Source organism: Kribbella capetownensis (assembly GCF_004331485.1).
GTDB classification, from domain to species: Bacteria; Actinomycetota; Actinomycetes; order Propionibacteriales; family Kribbellaceae; genus Kribbella; species Kribbella capetownensis.
The window spans coordinates 106,297-121,664 of sequence record NZ_SJKD01000015.1; the positions used below are offsets into that span (position 1 = coordinate 106,297).

The 15,368-nt window shown below is 66.6% G+C and carries 14 protein-coding genes; 6 read left to right on the forward strand and 8 right to left on the reverse strand.

Translation table 11 applies throughout. The features are described 5' to 3' along the window. Window positions 1-12: 12 nt before the first annotated feature. Entirely contained in the window at window positions 13-2,388 is a 2,376-nt protein-coding gene (locus E0H75_RS40715) for a glycoside hydrolase family 95 protein (protein WP_131519069.1), read from the reverse strand. 158 nt (window positions 2,389-2,546) lie between these two features. On the opposite strand from E0H75_RS40715, the gene E0H75_RS40720 reads away from it, so the two are divergent. The 4 genes from E0H75_RS40720 to E0H75_RS40735 all read left to right on the forward strand — a co-directional run bounded on the left by E0H75_RS40720 (window position 2,547) and on the right by E0H75_RS40735 (window position 7,498). Next, the gene (locus tag E0H75_RS40720) at window positions 2,547-3,848 is read left to right on the forward strand and encodes an L-fuconate dehydratase (RefSeq protein WP_238163561.1); all 1,302 of its coding nucleotides are present in this window, start codon (window positions 2,547-2,549) and stop codon (window positions 3,846-3,848) included. After that, window positions 3,845-4,594, forward strand: a complete 750-nt coding sequence (locus tag E0H75_RS40725) for a FadR/GntR family transcriptional regulator (protein ID WP_131519071.1) — start codon at window positions 3,845-3,847, stop codon at window positions 4,592-4,594. The genes E0H75_RS40720 and E0H75_RS40725 overlap by 4 nt, the downstream gene beginning before the upstream one ends. 7 nt (window positions 4,595-4,601) lie before the next feature. Further along, on the forward strand, window positions 4,602-6,641 hold the full coding sequence (locus tag E0H75_RS40730) for a glycoside hydrolase family 36 protein (protein WP_131519072.1): 2,040 nt from the start codon (window positions 4,602-4,604) through the stop codon (window positions 6,639-6,641). Window positions 6,642-6,940: 299 nt separating this feature from the next. Continuing rightward, on the forward strand, window positions 6,941-7,498 hold the full coding sequence (locus E0H75_RS40735; RefSeq protein WP_131519073.1) for a hemerythrin domain-containing protein: 558 nt from the start codon (window positions 6,941-6,943) through the stop codon (window positions 7,496-7,498). A 188-nt stretch (window positions 7,499-7,686) separates the two neighbouring features. Here E0H75_RS40735 and E0H75_RS40740 read toward each other — a convergent pair whose 3' ends face one another. The 4 genes from E0H75_RS40740 to E0H75_RS40755 all read right to left on the reverse strand — a co-directional run bounded on the left by E0H75_RS40740 (window position 7,687) and on the right by E0H75_RS40755 (window position 10,473). Continuing rightward, window positions 7,687-8,370, reverse strand: coding sequence for a DUF6766 family protein (locus E0H75_RS40740; protein ID WP_131519074.1), 684 nt, complete (start codon window positions 8,368-8,370; stop codon window positions 7,687-7,689). An 87-nt stretch (window positions 8,371-8,457) separates the two neighbouring features. Continuing rightward, on the reverse strand, window positions 8,458-8,679 hold the full coding sequence (locus E0H75_RS40745; RefSeq protein WP_238163562.1) for a hypothetical protein: 222 nt from the start codon (window positions 8,677-8,679) through the stop codon (window positions 8,458-8,460). 256 nt (window positions 8,680-8,935) lie between these two features. Then, window positions 8,936-9,712, reverse strand: coding sequence for an LLM class F420-dependent oxidoreductase (locus E0H75_RS40750; RefSeq protein ID WP_238163563.1), 777 nt, complete (start codon window positions 9,710-9,712; stop codon window positions 8,936-8,938). A 143-nt stretch (window positions 9,713-9,855) separates the two neighbouring features. Next, window positions 9,856-10,473, reverse strand: a complete 618-nt coding sequence (locus E0H75_RS40755; RefSeq protein WP_131519076.1) for a TetR/AcrR family transcriptional regulator — start codon at window positions 10,471-10,473, stop codon at window positions 9,856-9,858. A 102-nt stretch (window positions 10,474-10,575) separates the two neighbouring features. On the opposite strand from E0H75_RS40755, the gene E0H75_RS40760 reads away from it, so the two are divergent. Then, window positions 10,576-11,454 carry an alpha/beta fold hydrolase gene (locus tag E0H75_RS40760; protein WP_131519077.1) on the forward strand — a complete coding sequence of 293 codons (879 nt, stop codon included), beginning with the start codon at window positions 10,576-10,578 and terminating at the stop codon, window positions 11,452-11,454. Between the two features lie 37 nt (window positions 11,455-11,491). Here E0H75_RS40760 and E0H75_RS40765 read toward each other — a convergent pair whose 3' ends face one another. Next, window positions 11,492-12,361: an alpha/beta fold hydrolase gene (locus E0H75_RS40765; protein WP_131519078.1), complete on the reverse strand. Its 870-nt coding sequence runs from the start codon at window positions 12,359-12,361 to the stop codon at window positions 11,492-11,494. 127 nt (window positions 12,362-12,488) lie between these two features. Here E0H75_RS40765 and E0H75_RS40770 point away from each other — a divergent pair, with 127 nt between their 5' ends. Beyond that, window positions 12,489-13,079, forward strand: a complete 591-nt coding sequence (locus E0H75_RS40770; protein ID WP_202873429.1) for an aldo/keto reductase — start codon at window positions 12,489-12,491, stop codon at window positions 13,077-13,079. Here E0H75_RS40770 and E0H75_RS40775 read toward each other — a convergent pair. Together E0H75_RS40775 and E0H75_RS40780 are read right to left on the reverse strand one after the other, a co-directional pair. After that, complete coding sequence (locus E0H75_RS40775; protein ID WP_131519079.1) at window positions 13,005-13,418, reverse strand: PPOX class F420-dependent oxidoreductase; 414 nt, start codon at window positions 13,416-13,418, stop codon at window positions 13,005-13,007. The two genes, E0H75_RS40770 and E0H75_RS40775, sit on opposite strands and share 75 nt — an antisense overlap. Before the next feature lie 411 nt (window positions 13,419-13,829). Beyond that, entirely contained in the window at window positions 13,830-15,257 is a 1,428-nt protein-coding gene (locus E0H75_RS40780; protein WP_131519080.1) for an META domain-containing protein, read from the reverse strand. Between the last annotated feature and the right edge of the window lie 111 nt (window positions 15,258-15,368).

A 15,368-nucleotide genomic window follows, 5' to 3' on the forward strand; every position in this document is an offset into this window, starting at 1 on the left:
CCACGCCGGCGATCAACTCGAGCTCACGCGGTGGCCGATACCGGCCGTCAATCGGACCGGTATCCGTTCGTCGCCGCGCCGCACGACCCGTTCCTGGTCCCGATCGGCGGTCAGGACTGCCTCGACGCCGTGCGGTGTCCAGGTGATGTCGACGACGACCCCGCCGCGAGCTCGCAGGCCGGTGACTCGTCCACTGGTCCATTCGGCGGGTAGCGCCGGCAGCAGTTCGACCTCGCCGGTGTGACTCTGCAGCAGCATCTCCGCGATTCCTGCCGTCGCCCCGAAGTTGCCGTCGATCTGGAACGGCGGATGCGCGCAGAACAGATTCGGGTAGACACCTGCGCCACTGCCGACGTAACTCGTGCCGGTGTCGTCGGCCGGAGTCAGGAACGCACGAACCAGCCGGCGCGCGCCGGCCGCGTCGCGCAGGCGAGCACGCAGGCAGATCTTCCAGGCCAGCGACCATCCCGTTGCCTCGTAGCCGCGCAGATCGAGCGTCCGGACGGCCGCGGCAGCCAGACTCGGCGTGCCCTCCGGCGTGATCGCGTCGCCAGGATGCACGCCGATCAGATGGGACTGGTGGCGATGCTGCGGATCTTCCTCCGGCAGGTCGGCCGCCCACTCCTGCAGCTGGCCCTGCGCGCCGATCGACGGTTCGAGCAGTCGCTTCCGGGCAGTCGCCAGGTCACCCACGATCGGGTCCACGACATCGAGCAGTTCCGCCGCCTGCTCAACCCGGTGGAACAGATCGGAGATGAGCGCCAGGTCCATCGTCGACGACTCGGTGACCGAGGCCGGTTGCCCGTCGCCGGCGATGTAGTCGTTCTCCGGAGACGTCGAGGGCGCCGTACCGAGACTGCCGTCCGGCATCTCCACCAGCCAGTCCAGGCAGAACTCTGCCGCTCCACGCAGGACAGGCCAGGACTTACCGAGGAACTCCGCATCGCCGGTGAACTCGAAGTGATCCCACAGATGGCGGACCAGCCAAGCACCTGCCATCGGCCAGTTCGACCAGCGCGGATCCCCCTCGACCGGCAGCGTCCAGCACCAGGCGTCGGCGTTGTGATGCGCGGTCCAGCCGCCGCATCCGTACCGCTCCCGAGCCGTCTGACGGCCCGCCTGGGCAAGGTGATCGATATACCGGAGCAAGGGTTCGTGGCACTCGGACAGGTTGGTCGTCTCGGCCGGCCAGTAGTTCATCTCGGTATTGATGTTGACCGTGTAGTTACTGCTCCACGGCGGCCGCAGGATGTCGTTCCAGATCCCCTGCAGATTGGTCGGCAACCCACCTGATCGCGAACTCGCCACCATCAGGTACCGGCCGTAGTTGAAGATCAGCGCCGCCAGGGCCGGATCCTCGACCTCACGCGCCCCGGCAACCCGCACATCGGTCGCCGGCCCGGACTGCTCCGCCGAGCCGGCCAGCTCGAGCGATGCACGCCGGAAGAGTCGCCGGTGATCCGTCTGGTGATCGGCGACGAGCTCGTCGTACTCACGATCGAGTGCCGCGAGTACGGTCTGATCCGCGGCGAACCAGCACTCCGCGGCCGTCCGGGTCGGTGTGCTGAACGGACCGTCGTACCCCGTGGCCGTCGAGAGGATCACGGTGATCTCTGTTGCGCCTTCGACCGCGAGCTCGGAGTCACTCGCCTCGACCTCGCCATCGGTCCTGGTGCGCAACGCGATGGCGGCTGCCATCCCGCGATCCGCACCATCGGAGTACCGGATCGGCTCCGGCACGTCGCGATGCGGAGGAGCGACATCGGCTGGAGCCTGAAGGAGCAGCCCGACCCCGTCCTCGACGGCGTGCGCGCGCGACTGCAACTGCGACGTCAACCGGCAGGTCAGCGCCAGCACCGGCTCGGACGCGGTCATCCGGTGGACGAGTACGCCGTCCGGTGCACTGACGAAGACCTCCTGTCGCACCACGACTTCCCCGAGTTCGTACTCCGCCGTGGCCAGCGCGGCGTCGAGATCAAGCTCACGGCGATACCGCGTGACCTGGCCGGCCTCGGGGGTAGCGCCATCGACGCGAACCTCGAGAAGGAGATCGCCCAGTGGCAGGTAAGCCTGCGAGTAGCCGGAGTGAAAGCCGCGGGCCAACTCGTGTGCCCGCCGGATATCACCGGCCCGGAGCGCGTCGCGCACAGCCTGTACGGCGTCCGCTCCGGTCGCACCCAGCGGAGTCGACAGCAACCGGGCGGTCTCCGGACCGCCCGACCACAACGTCTCGTTGTTCAGCCCGATCCGGTCCCTGCCGACTCCACCGAAACACATCGCACCGATCCGGCCGTTGCCGAGCGGCAGCGCCTCCAGCCACGTTGCGGCCGGGCGGTCGTAGACCATCCGCTGCGCGCCGGAGCGGTCAGAGCTCACCAGATTGCCCATACCACTGTCCTCCGTCGAGACGACGAGGTATTAATCCTATGAATTGTCGGGATCGTAGCGCCAGCGCCACCGCCGGTCCATACTGAACGGCATCAAAAGTTAGATAGAGATCCCATCTATCACTGATCGTGGGGGCCCGCATGCCATGCATCACCTCGGTGGACGTCATCGACGTCCGGTTCCCGACCTCGCTGACCAGCGACGGATCCGATGCGATGAACAAGGACGGCGACCACTCGGCGGCGTACGTCGTCCTGCACACGGACGACCCGGGCCTGGCCGGGTACGGCTTCACCTTCACCATCGGGCGCGGCACCGACCTGTGCGCGGCTGCCGCGGCGCAGCGCGCCGAGCCACTGGTCGGCCGGGACGTCGACGAGCTGTGCGGAGACCTCGGCGGGACCTACCGGCAACTGCAGTCGGACAGCCAGCTGCGGTGGCTCGGCCCGGACAAGGGCATCATCCACCTGGCTCTGGCCGCGGTGATGAACGCGGTCTGGGACCTGGCCGCCCGGCGGGCCGGCCTGCCGCTGTGGCGACTGCTGTCGGAGATGTCACCCGAAGAACTCGTCGACGCCGCCGATCTGCGGTATCTCACCGACGTACTGACGCCGGCCCAGGCCGTTGACCTGCTCGCCCGGCAAGAGGAGGGCCGTAAGCAACGAATCGCTGAGCTCGAGGCGTCCGGCTACCCGTGCTACACCACCTCGGCCGGATGGCTCGGGTACTCCGACACCAAGCTCCGCAGGCTCTGCGAGGAAGCCGTTGCCGCCGGCTACAAACACGTCAAGCTCAAGGTCGGCGCCGTACTGGCCGACGACATCCGGCGCTGCGGGATCGCTCGCGAGGTTCTCGGGCCTGACGGCAACCTGATGATCGACGCGAACCAGGTGTGGGACGTCCCGCAGGCGATCGAATGGGTCAAGGCGCTTGCCGAGTTCAACCCGCTGTGGATCGAGGAACCGACCAGCCCCGACGACATCCTCGGACACGCCGCGATCCGCAGGGCGGTCGCACCGATCGGCGTCGCCAGCGGCGAGCACGGGATGAACCGGGTCCTGTTCAAGCAGATGTTCCAGGCCGGCGCCCTCGACTACTGCCAGCTCGACGCGGCCCGCCTCGGCAGCGTCAACGAGGTACTCGCGGTCTACCTCCTCGCCGCCCGCTTCGACGTACCGGTGTGCCCCCACGCGGGGGGAGTCGGTCTGTGTGAACTCGTTCAGCACCTCTCGATCTTCGACTACGTCGCCGTATCAGGCAGCCTCGACCACCGCGTCACGGAGTACGTCGACCACCTGCACGAACACTTCGTCGAGCCGTGCGAGATCCGCAACGGAGCGTACGTACTCCCGAGATCACCCGGCTACAGTGCCGAGATGCACACGGATTCACTCCAGGCCTACCGGTACCCGGACGGCACCTACTGGGCGCAGCACGCAGACGGGCCGGCACTTCCATGACTCCCGGCAAGGTGTCGGAGCAGACTCGTGTCCCCGGCGTCTCGCAGACGGACGTCGTGGTCCAGGGCATCCGCCAGTTGATCATCGACGGCCGCCTTCGCCCCGGCGATCGGCTTCCCGTCGAGAAGGACCTCGCCGCAGCGCTCGGCGTCTCCAGGAATCCCCTGCGTGAGGGCGTCCGCGCGCTGTCGATGATGGGAGTTCTCGAGACGCGGCAAGGTGACGGCACCTACGTCACCAAGCTGGACTCCTCGATGCTGCTGGCTCCGATGGGCTTCGTCGTCGACCTGCAGACCGGCAGCGGCACATCTCACCTGCACGCGGTGCGCCGGGTCCTCGAGACAGAGGCCGCCGCCTTGGCGGCGCAGCACATCGGCCCGGCAGAGCTGGACGCCGCCGGCGAACTGTTGCGCCACAACGCCGCCGAACTCACAGCCGAGGAGCCCAACCACGAGACGGTGATCGAGAACGACATCGCTTTCCATCGGATCGTCGCGGCGGCAGGCGGGAACCCGGTGCTGGCCGCGCTGATCGACGCGCTGGGTGGACGAACGATGCGCGACCGGCTACGCCGATCCATCTCGCAGCCCGGCGCCGACGACACGGCGCACCGCGAACACCTGTCCATCCTCGCCGCGCTCACCGCCCGGGACTCCGACCGGGCACGGACCCGCATGGCGGCCCACCTGTTCACGGTCGAGGACTACCTGCTCGAGCGAGATGTCGTAGATACGACTACGGAATGAGAGCTGGATGACCCTGTTGCGCTGGAGCACGCCCGATCTGAGGCTCACCTTTGCCCTCGACGCCGGCCCGGTGCGGCTGATCGGCGTACGCGAAGTCTCTCAACCAGACGGCGCTGAGCCGGACACCAGTCAGCCGCTGGTCGAGGTGTCCGCCGTCGGGTACGGACTTTCGCCAAGCACCAGCCGGCATGTCGACACCAGTCTCGGGCAGCAGTTGCGCTACCTCGGCCACGAGGACACCGGGACAACGCTGCGCATCACTCAGGAGGAGCCCACCACCGGCCTGCGGGTCACCAGTGTGTTCGAAGCAGGGGCCGGTGTCCGTGCCTGGTCCGAGGCCTCGATGGCCGACCCGGCGACGCTCGAACTCACGTTCCTGTCGTCCCTGGTCGTAGGGCTCGCGTCGATCGACGTCGAGCTGTATTCCGCCGCCAACAGCTGGATGGCGGAGAACCGCTGGTCGGCCCGTTCGGTGCGCGCCGAGGCGGTGGCGCGGATCGACCGCGCCCCACATCATCCAGTCGGCAGGAGCCGGTACGCCGTGACCAGCACGGGCTCCTGGTCCAGCGGCGAATGGCTGCCCGTCGGCGTTGTCGTCGATCGAAATACGCCGTACGCCCTCGGCTGGCAGATCGAGCACAACGGACCCTGGCACTACGAGCTCGGCGAGACCCGGCGCGGCGGCTACCTGCTGCTCAGCGGTCCCACCGACGCCGAACACCAGTGGAGCGTCGAACTCACCGCCGACAAGTCCTTCACGACCGTGCCCGTGTCACTCGTCACCGGAACCGACCGCGACAGTGCGTTCGCGGCCCTCACCCGGCAACGGCGCGCGCTCCGTCATCGACGGCCGATCGACGATCGGATGCCGGTCGTCTTCAACGACTACATGAACACCCTGATGGGCGATCCGACGACCGAGAAACTCTTGCCGCTCGTCGACGCAGTCGCGGACGCCGGTGCGGACTACTTCTGCATCGACGCCGGCTGGTACGCCGAAGGCGACTGGTGGAACACCGTCGGAGCCTGGCAGCCGTCGACGACCCGATTCCCGAACGGGCTCGGCGAGGTGATCAACCGGATCCACCAGCACGGCATGGTCTCCGGGCTGTGGCTCGAACCCGAGGTGATCGGCGTCCGTTCGCCGATCGCCGACGCACTGCCCGACGAGGCCTTCCTGACCCGCCGCGGCATCCGGGTCGCCGAGTCCGGGCGCTACCTGCTCGACCTGCGCAGTACGGCCGCCCGCAAGCACCTCGACGACACGGTCGACCGGCTGGTCGGCGAATTCGGGGTCGGCTTCTTCAAGTTCGACAACAACACGATGACCGGCCCCGGCACCGACAAGGGCGGTACGTCCCTCGGCCACGGACTACTGGAGCACAATCGGGCGCTGCTCGACTGGATCGACGGTCTCCAGGCCAGGCACCCCGACCTGCTGATCGAGAACTGCGGCTCGGGTGCGATGCGGATGGACTACGCCATGCTCTCCCGGCTCCACCTGCAGTCGACCTCGGACCAGCAGCATCCGTTGCTCTACGCACCGATCGCGGCCGCCGCGCCGGCCGCCGTACTCCCCGAGCAGGCCGGCCACTGGGCGTACCCGATCAGCGGAACCACTCGCGAGGAGTTCACCTTCGCCCTCGTCAACGGGATCCCCGGCCGGCTCTACCTGTCGGGTCACCTCAACACAATGACGCCTGCCGAGCTCGACCTGATCCGTTCGGCACTGACCGCTCATCGGTCCATCCTCGACGAACTCGACTCGCTCGTACCTGCGTGGCCTCTCGGCCTGCCGGCGTGGACCGATGAATGGATCGCCCTTTCACTCGACGGCGCGGACGCCTCCTACCTGACCCTCTGGCACCGCGCTCCCGGCCCGTCCACCATCACCCTCCCCCTCAGCCGGGCAAGCATCGCCCCCCACTTCCCCACCGACGACACCGACTGGACCTACACCTGGACGGACGACGCACTCACCATCACCACCAAGACCGCCGAACCCTCCGCACGCGTCCTCCGCCTGACCCCCACCACGGCAGACTGACGCAATCCCAGCGAGGCTCGTATCCAAGTAAGCACGGCGGCTGACTGACCGGGAGCGGCCGGATCCTTGGCCACATGGTCGCGTCCACCAGCGGCTTGCGGATGCGGTGTCCTGGTCATTGGGGTCGATCTCACGACGGACGGGTCGGCGGGGCGCGACGTTCGCGACTTGGGCCGGTTATCTCGGGGCTTCGTCGACGTCGGATGCGGAGCCCGCGCACCTGTTGATGAGGCTTGGGGTGTCTCGAGCATGGCCGTGGGTACCGGCGCCGCACCAGACCCAGGCGAAAGGACAGTGTGATGGCGGGCGACGTTGTCGATCTGATCATGCAGGACCACCGTGAGGTCGAACGGCTGTTCGACGAGCTCAAGGACAGCCCGGAGAAGCGGCCGAACCTGCTTCCCGTGCTGACCACGCTGCTCACCGCGCACAGCCGCGCCGAGGAGGCCGAGGTCTACCCGGTCGCGGCGTCGGAGGCCGGGGAGGAGGACGAGGTCAAGCACAGTCAGCAGGAACACATCGAGGCCGACCAACTCCTCGCCAAGCTGGCCTCGACCGATCCTGCGTCGGCCGACTTCGAGAAGGTCCTGCAGAACCTCATCGACGCGGTCTCACACCACGTCGACGAGGAGGAGACCAATGTCCTCCCCGGGATGCGCGCCAACCTGTCGGACGAACGTCGTACCCAGCTCGGCGAGGCATTCGTTGCCAGTCGCAAACAACATCTCGGCGAACAGCCCGGAGACATGACCCGCGACCAGCTCGCCCAGCAGGCAGCCAACGCAGACATCTCCGGGACTTCCGGGCTCAGCAAGGACAAGCTCGAGAAGAAGGTCCAGAGCCAAGCCGACCTGTGATCCCGGCCTCGAGACCGAATACTTCCAGCGCGAGGCGGAGCATGTCGTGGTCAACGCACAGAATCAACCGTCGGCTGCGGCGAAGCGGCCGAGGAGCATCCTCGCGGGGCCACACGGCACGAGCTGCTTCAGGAGCTTCGGCTGGCTCAGATCGGAACACAAGTCTTCTGCCGAGGGGTGCCGGGTGCTCAGCCTTCGATGCTGGTTGAGGCGTGTGAGGTGCCGACGGGCTTGCTTTCGGGCGATCCGCGCTCGCGCAGATAAATGCTCAGGACCGCCATCGATCCGACCGCAAGAAACTCTGACTGCCAGTTCTGCAGACTCCGGCTCCAGAAATCCGCCGAGCCGACATAGCCCACCCAGGACTGTGGATCCTGCAACTGCTTCAACTGCTGTTCATTGAACGCCGACCAGCCCGCAACCGATTGCACCAGCCAGCAGGCCAGGAACACCGACCCCATCACAAGGCCCAGCGACGAGGAGTAGATCTTCGTGCGCCAGCCACCAACTCGCGCCCAGCGCGGTGAATCAGGCCCCGCAAACGGGCCGAGCTTCTGCTTCTCGTCCGATTCCCGGCCCTGCTCGTCGAGCTTCTTCGACTCAGGCGAACCACGCTGAACCAGCCAAACCGTCAGCACGATGTAGAGCAGGAACTGCAGGTACTCGCTCTGCCAGTTCTCGGCGACATCCACGGCGAAATCAGCCGACGTCACATACCGGCCGAATGTCACCGTCGCCAGACCGTCAGCCACCTGCTGATTGTTGAACTCCGCGAGGCCGGCGAACGCCTGCCCGACCAACGCACCAAGGAACAGCCCGCCGAAGACAAGACTCAGAGAGTTGCTCCGCAGGAAACGCCGAACACGGCTCATCGACGGGTCACCCCGAGGCTGAGAAAATACGCCAAGCCGATGATGACGACCGCGAGGTAGGCGACAAAGACAAACCGCATCAGCCAATCACCCCTTCACCTTGCACTGGTAAGGCCGTTGCCCCTGCGACACACAGGCCGCGGCAACTACCCTCCAGCCGTCATCGAACTCCGCAAGAAACGCCGTGTCATCACTCATCCGCGCCTGTGCCTGAGTGCCGTACTGCCGCAGCGCGATCACCTCACCGCCGGCCGGGATGCCCTCGTCCAGAATCGCCGTCTCACACTCACCCTGCGCTGACTCCGCCACCTCCTGAAGAGTCTGCGGTGCCAGGAGAGCACAAGCCGCGGCACCATCGTGGACCTCAAGAGCCTGATAGAACCGCCCCGCCGCACCCGACGCGGCGGCCGGCAGGTCGGAGCCACACGCGGGACACGCAAACACCACAATGCCCACCAGGGCACCAAGAGCCGACGTTCTCATGATCAGCAGGTTCCCAGACCAGCGCCACCCATCCCTCGCAGACGCGCCGCCCCGCCGCGGTCTCAAACGCACTCGCGCAACGTCAGGCGTTCTGCTCGTCACGCCAGGAGATCCAGCGACGAACGGTGTCGAGGTCGTACTCGGGTCCGCTGGTACTGATGGTGAAGAGACTGACGCCCAACTCACGCAACGCCGGACCGTTCTCCCAAGGGTCGCCTCCAACGTGCACGGAGACCTCGATCGCGGCCGGGTCACGGCCGATCTCGGCGCAGTAGCGTTCGAGCAGGCCGAGCTTGCGCACCAGGTCGTCACCCTCGGCGAAGGTGTTCCAGATATCAGCGTGCCGGGCAACGATCCGGAGCATTTTCTGCTCACCGCCGCCGGCGATGAGGATCGGCATCGGACCCATCGGCGGTGGGTTCAATACGGCGAGCCGGTTCTCGATGCGAGGCAGTGCCGCGGCGAGATCAGCGACCCGACGGCCGGCCGAGGGAAATTCGTAGCCGTACTCGAGGAACTCACGCTCCTTGAAACCAGCGCCGATGCCGAGCACGACTCGGCCACCGCTGATGTGGTCGACGGTCCTGGCCATGTCTGCCAGCAGATCGGGATTACGATACGTGTTACAGCTGACGAGTACGCCGAGACCGACGCGGGAAGTCTGCTCGGCCCACGCTGCGAGGATCGTCCAGCCTTCGAAGTGCGCGCCGTCGGCCACCTTGCCCAGTGGAAAGAAGTGGTCCCAGGTGAAAAGCATGTCCGCGCCCAACTCCTCGACTACGGCCGCGGCACGCCGGATGTCGGCGTACGCCGCGGCCCTCTGCGGGGCGACCTGAGCACCGATACGAACAGGTTTCATGAGCGCTTCTCCCATCGGAACAGATGATCGAGATTGTCGAAGCTTGCAGTGTCACCGGTTCAGATCCTGAAAGTCCCAGTCCCCCTGACCCGATGCGGGGGTCAGCAGTCGTCGCGGTGGCAGACGCCGGCAGAACCGGCCGGCTAGGTGCGTTTCGCGGGCTCGCTGATCGGACGTAGCAGGCGGGCGAGGAACTCCTCGACAGCGGCCTCGGCAGTGGCCTGGGCAGCCGGTACGTCCTCGGCCAGCGCGATGACCAGCGCCAGTTCGTTGCCGGCCGCAAGCAGGATGTGCGCGAAGGATTCGACCAGGTTCGCCGGCACGTGGCCGGTGTCGGCCGCCTGCTGGAGAACGGTCTTGAGCATGCCGAGGCCGTACTGCGCTTCGAGGTCACGCCAGCGTCGCCAGCCCAGCACGGTCGGCGCGTCGATCAGCAGGATCCGGCGTACGACGGGTTCGCTGGCGAGGCGGATCCAGGCCAGCTCGGCCGCCTTGAGCAGGTCGTGCGGTTCGGTCGCTCCGCTGGCGGTGACGGCCGCGAGCGCGGATTCACCGACCTGCGTGTGGACAGACTCCACCACCGCCTCGAACAGGCGGTCCTTGCCCGGGAAGTGGTGGTACAGCGATCCGCGGCTCATCCCGGTCCGCTCCAGGACGGCCTCGATCGACGTGCCCTCGTAGCCACGGTCGGCGAACAGCTCGGTGGCCACCTCGATCAGGTGCCGTCGGGTGGCCTGGCCCTTGTCGATGCGTCGATCCACACAATCCTCCATTGACAAACCGACGGTCGGTTTACTAACTTCTAGACCGACAGTCGGTTTCTTCAGATGTCCGGCACCACTCTACGATCATGGAGGCGAACGATGTTCCAGCCCGGGTTCGACGATCATCGCCATACGGTGAGCACGCTGTCGGGCGAGATCAGCTACGTCGAGATCGGCGCCGGCGCGCCCGCGCTGTTCGTGCACGGCATCGCCACCAACGCCCACATCTGGCAGAACCTGATCCCGCTTCTTGCCGACACGCGTCGGTGCGTCGCCATCGACCTGCCGTTGCACGGGCAGAGCCAAGCCGCCGCGGAGCACCAACTCACTGTCGGGGCGTTCGCCGACACACTTGCCGAGGTCTGCGCGAGCCTGCGCCTCGATCGCATCGACCTGGTCGGCCACGACACCGGCGGCGCGATCGTCCAGGTGTTCGCCGCCCGCCATCCCGAGCTGATCCACACGCTGACGCTGACCAACTGCGAGACGCAGGACAACATCCCTCCGGAGGCAATGGCTGCCACCGTCGACGCGGCTCGCGCCGGCCAACTCGGCGCCACCGCTCCGGCACTTCTCGCCGACCCGGCCGCGGCCCGGTCGTTCTTCGCCCCCAGCTTCGAGAACCCCAACCTGCTGAGCGCAGAGATGGTCGACTCTTTTCTCCGGCCCGTCATCGGTACGCCGGCGACGGCCGCGCGCTTCCAGGAATTGATCGCCGCGCTGGGACCGGACGACCTGCTCGCCGCGGAGCCGTCCTTGCGCGACCTGCAGGCCGCAACGCTGATCGCCTGGGCCACCGACGACGAGTTCTTCGATCTCAAATGGGCGCACTGGCTGCATCACCTCCTCCCCGGCGCACGCGACGTGGTCGAGATCGACGGCGGCAAGCTCTTCTTTCCCTTCGAACGCGCCGACGAGCTCGCCTCCCACATCCGCCATCACTGGACCACCGCAGACGCATCGGTGCCGAAGTACTAGGTCGACCAGGCGTCGTTCCAGGTGGAGGGGCCGCGACTCAGCCGTCGAGGACCTCGCGCAGCCGGACGGCGAACGAATCCGGGTCGCCGGTCTGGCCGTACTCCCCGCCCAGGAAGCCGCCGTGGTCGCTCGGGAACGCCGTCGGCTCAACTCCAAGGGCATCAGCAACGGCCAGCGCGGCGCGTTGCGTGATCAGACCCTCCGACTCGATGCCGTAGGCCATCACTACCTTTGTCGGAGCAGCTTTGATCGCGGCATAGTTGGGCTCGTATCCGGTGACATTGACGATGTGGCCGTGACCGAGCATCGGATCGTCCCGTGAGCCGTCATCCTCGGTCGGCAACCCGAACTGGGCCGGATCGGGAGCCGGGCGATCGGACCAATCGGCGGGGACCTCGCCGCTGTGCATGATCAGAGCCAGGAACTTGGCCATCCCCGGGCCCAGGCCATCACGCTCGTAGGTGTCCCGGACATCGCGGACGGCTGCCAGCGCTGCCGTGCGGTCAGGCAACACCGACACGAGCGGCGGCTCGTGGGCGACGAGCGTGTGAACCACGCCCGGATGCGCCGCGACGAACGCGAGCATGTTCACCGCGCCACCGCTACTCGCCAGCACATCGACAGGGCCGGGGCCCACGGCGGCCTGAATCACCTGGTGGATGTCGTCGGCGTGGGTCTCCGGGGTGGGATCCGCATCGGTGGTGAGTTTGCTGCGCTCGCTCTGCCGCGGGTCATAGGTGACCACGATGCGGTCGGTGAAGTGGCCGGCTAATGTCGTGAACCCGGCGGCGGCCATCGGCGAAGCAACCATCACCAGCGGGAGCTTGTCTGCAACGCTGCCGGCACGGATGTCGTAGATCAGTACGGCGCCTGGTACGTCGATCGTTCGGGTCGTGGCCTCGGTCATCTGGATCTCCCTCTTCCGGGTCGGCTCCATGCTCCCGCGGCACCCCGGTGACGTCGAGGCGCAGGCGGCGGACTGATCAGATGTCGGAGTTCGCCGCGACCGCGTCAAGGTCAAGTACGGCGCAACGGTGGTCCTCCCACTCATCGGCAAGTTCGGTCTGGGAGCCTGGTCCATCAGCGGAACGATCACGAGGGACGGGAAGCCGGTGTCCTGGGGCGAGGTCGACGACGACGAGTCGATCCGTGCGATTCATCGCGCCCTCGAGCTGGGTGTGACATTCTTCGACACCGCCGACGCCTACGGCACCGGGCGCAGTGAGCGTGTCCTCGGGCGCGCCTTCGCCGGCCGGCGGGAGCAGGTCGTCATCGCGACGAAATTCGGCCACATCTACGACGAAACCCGGCGCACGCTCGCCGGCACCGACACATCACCCGACTACATACGCCGCGCCTGCGAGGCGTCCCTGCGGAGGCTGGACACCGACTACATCGACCTCTACCAACTGCACTGCGGCACCGACTCCGACGCGGAGAGCCTGGTGATCCGTGACGTGCTCGAAGAACTGGTCGAGGCGGGCAAGATCCGGGCGTACGGCTGGAGTACGGACGACGTCGCGCAGGCCGAGCTCTTCTCAGGCGGCGTCTCAGCCGAGGCCGGACCGGGCGATGACCTTCGCGATGCTGATCCGAACTGCGGTGAAACCTGTCTGCACGAATGATTCAGCGATCTCCTCTGCGGGTTGCGAGGGGTAGTAGCGGTGAGCGATACCCACGCCGATGTGTTTGATCTCGTCTGGTTCGGCGGAAATGCGCGCTTCTCCTTCAATGGTGACGAAACTGTAGGGTTGCTGCTCATCGCTGACGCAGATTGCGACGCGCTGATCACGGGCCAGGCTTTCGCCTTTCACACTGCCAGCGGACAGGGCGAAGGCGAGTTCGTCGCCGTCGAGGATGAAGCAAACCGGGGTGACATGGGGTCGCCCGTCGACGCGGGTCAGGGCCAGGTGGGCAAGCCGTGTTCCCGCCGTAACGAAAGATCGCCATTCATAGTCGCTCATCGTTGTCATTCGCGTATTTCCTTTCATCTCGACTCGCGATCCGCGTTAACCGTGACGCTGGGTGGAGCGGCGAGAGCCGGTGTGACGGTCGCGCTTCCTCGGTTGTCGTACGTCGCGTGTTCCTCACGTTAGATCCGCATTCCGATCGAGAAAAACGACTCTTTCCGATCAATTCGATCGCCAGCACTGATACTGGGCTCGGACGACCCGACCAGGCACCTCGGCTGGCGGCGCCCGAGGGCCCTGCAGCCAGACCGGTTGGAGGCCTGACATGCCGAGACCCCTCTGGCGATCGGAGCTGGGGGAAGGTCTCCACCCTGGGTCGCTGAGACCGACGACCGCGGCGAGCCGCTCAACCACAAGGCGCAAGCGAAGTAGAGCGCTGCTGGACAGGCTCCACGTCCCTCCGCTCTACGCCGCTTTTAGGTCGAGGCCGATGCCGGATGGGGTTAGGAGGGTCAGCTGGTTGTGGTCGATGGTGTAGGTGACTGCGGGGCCGAGGGTTGCCAGGATTGCGGCTTGCAGCGGGGCGGTTTCGGGTGGGCAGGCGCGGTTGGTGGTGGTGAGGTTGGCGAAGGTCAGTTCTGTGTTGTTGCGGGTGACGGTGCCGGAGAGTTCGTTGCATCCGCTCCAGCCGGTCAGGCGCCCGCCGTCGAACCTGATCCATGCTTGCTCGGCGTGATGGTGGTGTTGGCGCAGATCGGCGTTGGTGATGGTGGTGACGACCTCCCACCTGATCCCGTCCAGCGGGAAGTCGGGTTCGGCGATCGTCCGGTCCAGCAGCGTGATCGTCGTACCGCCTGAGGCGAGGGTGAGCTCGTCACCGTTCAGCCGCCAGGAGGGTTTGCTCGTCAGGAACGTCTTCAACCACTCCTCCTGGTCCCGAAGCGGCGGTTGGCAGCCGACCTGGGTGCCGCCGAGTCCGTCGATCCACAGGCGCCCGTCGGTCAGCAGTTCGCCGGCCGCGACGGCTGTGCCCATGCTGTTGCAGCCGACATGCGCCCGTACGACGTCCCACACCCGTGGCCCGTCAGCATTCTTGTTGGGCGCTCGCGCGAACCCGAGCCGGATACGCGTGTTCGGCACCAGCCGCCTGGGTTCGCCATCCTCAGTGACTGCGGTGGACAGGTACGCCTCGCCGATCGGCGTACTGGTTGATCCGTCCAGAACCGCGATCGCGGATCTGAACTCGTGCAGTCGGTCCAGGAGTACGTCGGGTCCACCCGCCGCCTGGTCCTGGATACCCGAGCGATGCAGGCTCAGCCGACCGTCCGGCTCGACGCGGACCATCGTGCTGGCTCCGTATGCGGCGGCCGGCGTACGGAGGTGGTCGGCGTCGATGATCACAGTGTCGGTCGGAAACCGCGCACGGGCTTCGCTGGCAGAGGCGGCCGGAGCTTCGCTGGTTCGGTTGGCGCTACTTCCGTACAGGAAGGGAAAGGTCAGCCAGAGCAGCGCCAGTGGACCCCAGTATCCGTCGAAGAACACCACCCAGCCGTCCTTGATGGCCGGCGCCAGCCATTCGGGCATCGTCGGGTCCGACCGGATTGGCGCCAGTACGGCGATTCGCTCGGCGAGCGCGAAGTCGATCGCGGCGAGAGTGTCGGTCCCGAGGTCGAGGTAGCGGAACAGCTGATCGTGCGCGGCTTCCGAGTGGACCGAGATTCCGACCGGCTGGTCGACGGGGCGACCTTTCAGGAGGTTCACCGCACGGGCATCGCGAGCCACCACGCCGTACGTCATCGGACTGGGATTGGTCACGACGACAGCCCCACCCCCGCGCAGCACCTCGATCGCGTGCAGTTGCGCCCGATCGAGCTCAGGCAACGACTCCATCATTTCGCAAGTATCCGCCGGGTGACGGCCGGCGGCGAGATTGCAACTTGATGCAATCGAGTGGTGTCCGATAGTCACAATGTGTCACTATGCGGCTTGGCGTTGGCCAGATCA

Coding starts and splice junctions, on each gene's coding strand:
- E0H75_RS40735 (WP_131519073.1), top strand. CDS start 6,941: ATGGCGGGCGACGTTGTCGATCTGATCATGCAGGACCACCGTGAGGTC.
- E0H75_RS40765 (WP_131519078.1), bottom strand. CDS start 12,361: ATGACCGAGGCCACGACCCGAACGATCGACGTACCAGGCGCCGTACTG.
- E0H75_RS40750 (WP_238163563.1), bottom strand. CDS start 9,712: ATGAAACCTGTTCGTATCGGTGCTCAGGTCGCCCCGCAGAGGGCCGCG.
- E0H75_RS40775 (WP_131519079.1), bottom strand. CDS start 13,418: ATGAGCGACTATGAATGGCGATCTTTCGTTACGGCGGGAACACGGCTT.
- E0H75_RS40725 (WP_131519071.1), top strand. CDS start 3,845: ATGACTCCCGGCAAGGTGTCGGAGCAGACTCGTGTCCCCGGCGTCTCG.
- E0H75_RS40730 (WP_131519072.1), top strand. CDS start 4,602: ATGACCCTGTTGCGCTGGAGCACGCCCGATCTGAGGCTCACCTTTGCC.
- E0H75_RS40740 (WP_131519074.1), bottom strand. CDS start 8,370: ATGAGCCGTGTTCGGCGTTTCCTGCGGAGCAACTCTCTGAGTCTTGTC.
- E0H75_RS40760 (WP_131519077.1), top strand. CDS start 10,576: ATGTTCCAGCCCGGGTTCGACGATCATCGCCATACGGTGAGCACGCTG.
- E0H75_RS40715 (WP_131519069.1), bottom strand. CDS start 2,388: ATGGGCAATCTGGTGAGCTCTGACCGCTCCGGCGCGCAGCGGATGGTC.
- E0H75_RS40780 (WP_131519080.1), bottom strand. CDS start 15,257: ATGATGGAGTCGTTGCCTGAGCTCGATCGGGCGCAACTGCACGCGATC.